4 protein-coding genes are annotated in these 4,985 nt (G+C 40.5%); 2 read left to right on the forward strand and 2 right to left on the reverse strand.

Annotation, left to right across the window (positions count from 1 at the left end; all coding sequences use genetic code 11):
- A partial coding sequence (locus tag Q0413_RS06870; protein ID WP_298988241.1) for a hypothetical protein occupies positions 1-249 on the forward strand: 249 nt, incomplete at its 5' end.
- A 349-nt stretch (positions 250-598) separates the two neighbouring features.
- The gene (locus tag Q0413_RS06875) at positions 599-1,273 is read left to right on the forward strand and encodes a methionine ABC transporter permease (RefSeq protein ID WP_298988242.1); all 675 of its coding nucleotides are present in this window, start codon (positions 599-601) and stop codon (positions 1,271-1,273) included.
- Between the two features lie 741 nt (positions 1,274-2,014).
- Here the strand turns inward: Q0413_RS06875 and Q0413_RS06880 are convergent.
- Together Q0413_RS06880 and Q0413_RS06885 are read right to left on the reverse strand one after the other, a co-directional pair.
- Positions 2,015-2,203, reverse strand: a complete 189-nt coding sequence (locus Q0413_RS06880) for a hypothetical protein (RefSeq protein ID WP_298988243.1) — start codon at positions 2,201-2,203, stop codon at positions 2,015-2,017.
- 109 nt (positions 2,204-2,312) lie between these two features.
- The coding region (locus Q0413_RS06885; RefSeq protein ID WP_298988244.1) for a hypothetical protein at positions 2,313-4,985 on the reverse strand (2,673 nt) is incomplete at its 5' end.

Raw genomic sequence — 4,985 nt, forward strand, 5'->3', positions numbered from 1 at the left:
GATCTTAAACTATTTCTATCCAAAAAGGACGAATACGATAAAATCCTATCCAATTCCTCTAAAATTTCAAAAGATATCCTAACTATGCAAAAAAGATTAAATGCCGGTAACGAAAGCTCAAAGATAGATGTTTTAAACTCTCTAATAGCCTCTTTAAAAAAGGAGTTGGCCCTTAAAGATCATGCGCAAAAAGCGAGCTTTAATATCAAAAAGGCAGAACTAATGTCTAGATACGGAAGGTGTGAGTAGGACGTTTGGTAGCCAAGTAGATGGTTTCGCGGCTAGTCGGATAGTTTGAGCGGCTATGGCGTTTTAACATAGCGTCTTGCATTCGGCTTTAGGCTTTGTATCTTGCAACGCTGCGAAGTGAAATTTTAAAATTTATAGCTTTGGTTTTTAGGTCGCGCGTTAAATTTAGATGGAATTTCGTCTAAACTTAGAGCTAAAAGCGATAAAATTTTATAAAATTTATCGCCATGCGAGGGCTAAAATTTTAAGGCGTAAAATTTGCTGCAGCGAAATTTTAAAATTTCAAAAAATTTTAAAGCGGCGCAAAAGCTCGATATAGCGCAAGCAAGCACAAAATGAAAGGACATAAATGATAGAGTGGATACAAAATTTTTTTAGCGGAGTGATTCCGAAGCTGCTGCTAAACGCGACGCTGGAGACGCTGTATATGACCTTCGTAAGCACGGCTTTGGCGTTTATTTTGGGGCTCGTGCTTGCGATCGTGCTTATCCTTACGCGTCGCGGCGGGCTGTGCGAAAACCGCCTCGTTTACGCCGTGCTGGACGTCGCGATAAATACGCTGCGAAGCTTTCCGTTTATAATTTTGCTAATCGTACTCTTTCCGCTTACGAAGCTTCTTGTCGGCACGAGCATCGGCACCACCGCGGCGATCGTGCCGCTTACTATCGGCTCGGCGCCCTTCATCGCTCGCCTAATCGAAAGCGCGCTGCTGGAGGTCGATAGCGGCGTGATCGAGGCGGCGAAGAGCTTCGGCGCGAGCAAGACGCAGATTATCTTTCGCGTGATGTTCGTCGAGGCGCTACCTAGCATCATCGGTGCGATTACGCTCACGCTCATCGTCATCATCGGATTTACGGCGATGGCGGGCACGGTCGGCGGTGGTGGGCTCGGCGACGTGGCGATCCGCTACGGCTTTCAGCGCTTTCGCCCCGATATAATGGCATACACCGTCGTGATCCTGATCGTACTCGTGCAGATAATCCAAAGCATCGGAAATTTACTCTATAAAATCACAAAAAAGTAGGCTCAAACCCATAGCTTAACGAGATATCAAATATTTTCTATTAGTATCAAATTGCGAAAAAGCAGATCTTAAACTTATAGACCGTTCGTTTGTATAACCCGTTTACCAAACTATAAAATTATAACAAATGTAGGTTTACAACGCTATGAATACCGCTTGAAATTCTATATCGTAAGCAGTTAGATTTTTGCCTGCCGTCAAGGTCTAAATTTAAGGCTTTGTGTAGCTAAAGCAAAGCTTGTGCCGGGACTTATTTTGCGTAGAGTAAACTTTTATTTTTATAACAGGTCGCCTCTTTGAAGCGAACGATCGAAACTATGCTGGATAATTTTAAAATTCGCAGGCAAGATTTAGGCGCAGAATTTTAAAATTTAATTGCCTAAAATTTAGCCCAAACCTTAATGAGAAGCGTAAGTTGAAATTTGAAATTCTAAGGCACGGAATTTTAAAATTTTAAAAATTTAGATCTTACGAAATTTTGCTTATAAATTCTAAGACAAACAGTTTTAAAATTTTATAATTTTAAGTTTTGCAAGATCTTTCTTATATAATTTCACTTTTACTTCGAAATTTCGTAGCTTACTTTTAAAATATAAAGCGCAGGATATAAATAAAAGCCAATAATGATGGTATTGCCGCTTTGACAAGCTTTTTGGCTTTGATAAAAGAACCTAAGATTGCGCCAGTTCTTTAAAGATAAAGTAGACTATGAAATTCCTCTGCGAATTGAGCCTAAATTCTTTAGTATCGCAGAATTTTAAAGCGGTATAGAATTTTATGAATTATCTTGCGGCGCTTGCGGTAAAATTTCACGCGGGCGGATACGGCGCGTTTAATAAGATCGTTATCGCATAAGAGTGAAGCTATGAAATTTATCCCGTTTTGCATTGCAAGATCGATGGTTTCTTCATGCGCCACAAACGGGATCATCTGCATAGCATCTAAATTTAAAAAGGGGCGAGAAATCTATCGCCCCTGAAATTTTAAGTATAGGATTTGATTTTATAGATGTGCAAGCTATGGCTTACACATCTCTTATTTAAAACATAATCTCAAACCCTGCATTGATAGCGCCGCCTCTTGTTTTGCCTATGTAGCCCTTGCCGCCTAGGCTAAGGATAAGGTTTTTGCTATCGTATTTATAGCCGGCTTCAAATACTCCGGTTGAACCTTTTAAGCTAGGCTTAGGAGCGTCAAGTCCCATAGTAGATGCTTTAGCATCTCCGCTAAACTCATACTCATAAGCGCCTCCTACATATAGATTATGCTCATCTTTTAGATTTATAGTATCTCTAAGACCCGCTCTTACTCTATTAGATGTAACGCTATCAAAGTGATATCTCTCGCCAGAGCTTATAGTAGCATCGGCATCATCCGTGTAAGCATATAGCCATTTAGTATAAACGTCTAGCTTGTTTCTTTCGCTTAGATCAAAGATCTGACCTATTCCTATATGAGTAGCCATATAGGTTGAGCTGATATCAAACTTCTCATTATGAGCTAATACTCCAGGAGCTATGGCATAGGTCCAGTCGTTACTATTGTAGTCGCTGCTTATCTTACCTACGTGAAAGCTTGCATCAAGGTAGGTGCCGCTAGTAAAGTTTTGCTTTAGCATCAAGCCTCCGCCTATATACTCGCTATCTCCGTCTGCATGTAGACCGCTATCTAAGTAGCTATCGTAGTTGGCTTTTCCATATTCAACGAATACTCCGCTTAAGATATCTCCTGCGAAATTCTCAGTTAAGCTGGCAAGGCCTGCTGCTACTCCATAGCCTTTGGAATTTACGTGCGAGCCCGTCTCATACCTTAGATCATAAGCTTCGCTTATAGCAAAAGGAAATAGCTCTAAATGACCGTCAGGTATTAGTTTATCTAGGTAGTTAGTGATTAACTCGCTTCCGCTCTTTAAGCTAGCTAAGCTTGCGGCACGGGTTTCGGCGAAGGATTTAGCGTCATCCTTTACTTTTTTCTTGCCGCTAAATTTAAGATCCAATGCTTTTCCGTTTGCATCTACCATAGCATATGTTTCATAATCTATGGTAGCTCCTTGTTGTACTTTGGTTTGCAAGTGATCTGCGTTAGGAAGAAGTAATCGTCCGCTTCCTTGCTTATCTATCAGATGGATCGTGCTGGTATCTCCTACATCGGTATTGCCACTAACGTAAGCAGTGATCTTGCCTCTCATATTGCTTAGATCAGTATTAGCCGTAGGATCGGTAAGCTTAATCATCGAATCGCCGTCTTTAACGGTAGGAGGCATAAAGATATTGATATCGTCAAACCCTCCGATATTCTTAGCGGTTATAGAGTTAGGAGCTGCCGGATTGGTAGTATCTTTACCTACATTTAGAGTGCTTCCAGCTCCGCCGGTAATATTTCCGATATTATTGCCGCCGGTTAAATTTACGGTAGAGTTGTTGCCGCCGTCGATATCTAAGCCGTTAAAATCTGTAGGATTAGAAGGATTTTCGTTAACTACGTTTATTACAGGATTTGGGATATTTCCGTATTTATTGATCTCTCCGCCGTCGAATTTGCCGTCATTGGAAATTTTTCTTGAAGTAAGCTTATTTCCTTGAATCAAGATAGACTGATCGTCGCTGCTTTGGATCAAACCTTTTAACATTATGTCGTAAGAGGTAGAATTTTTAAGAGTAAACTCATTGGTTGTTTGCTTCGCCTTCTCGGTAAAATTCGAAAAGGTATTGCCTGCATTATGGACTAGATAATACTCTTTACCCTCTTCGATATTAAGTGAGCCATAGGTATCTTTATTTACGTCATACTCTTCGCCGTTTAGCTTAAATTTAGCATTATTAATGTCCGTATCGGCATTAGTAGTTAAATTTAAAGCCGCAGTGGCTGCGCTTCCGTTAGCGCTTGCAGAAATTCCATCAAAGTTAAGATTGTTGAAATTCTTAATATCGCCTGCGGTTTTTTGAGTGTGAGCGTTATTTACGTTAAGAGTGTTGCCGCTATTATTGCCTCTTGCGTTAGATGCATCGTCTGAGCCATTAATAGCATTTACTACGCTTCCTGCATTGAAATTTACTACGTTGTCGTAAACTTTGCCACTACCTTTAGAAGCACCGGCGAAAATCTCTTTAGTATTAGCACCGTTAATGTTTACGGTATTGTTAAATACGTCATCCGTGCTACCGCTTAGTGTCGCACCGCCGTAAACGGATTTAGTGCTTAGATCGCCTGCAGTAGATACGATATTTACGGTATTGCCTTTATTATCAAATAGAGGCGTTCCGCCTTGAGCTGCATTATCTGCTTTATTCTTAGTTAGCTCGTTGCTATCAAAGTCGTTGTCGTTCCAAGCATCGGTAATGGTGCCTTCTCTATAGATAAGCTCTTTATTGTTATTTTGCTTTCTAAAGGTCTCGCCGTCATATTGATAGTGAGCGTTGTCTATAATGTTATAGACTTGCTCTTTTTGAGTGGTTTTATCTTGGAAATTTATAGCAGCGTTGCCTTTAATTAGGGTATAGTCTTTATCTTTTTGAGCATTATTTATCTTAACGTCGGTACCGATTAGATTTGTAGGGGTATTGCCAGTTAGTTTAAGAGCCGGATCGCCGTTGTAACCATTAGGCATATTGAAATTTAACTTGCCAACGCCTACGATATTTTTAGCTTCTATAGTGCCCGGTACTAAAGAGCCATCAGTTTTACCAACATTTATCTCGTCGTTGCCATCAGC

Origin of the sequence: uncultured Campylobacter sp. (assembly GCF_938045465.1) — a bacterium.
Classification (GTDB): Bacteria; Campylobacterota; Campylobacteria; order Campylobacterales; family Campylobacteraceae; genus Campylobacter_B.

What these genes read in the sequence shown, in the direction of transcription:
- Q0413_RS06875 (WP_298988242.1), top strand. Translation starts at nt 599, where the DNA reads ATGATAGAGTGGATACAAAATTTTTTTAGCGGAGTGATTCCGAAGCTG.
- Q0413_RS06880 (WP_298988243.1), bottom strand. Translation starts at nt 2,203, where the DNA reads ATGATCCCGTTTGTGGCGCATGAAGAAACCATCGATCTTGCAATGCAA.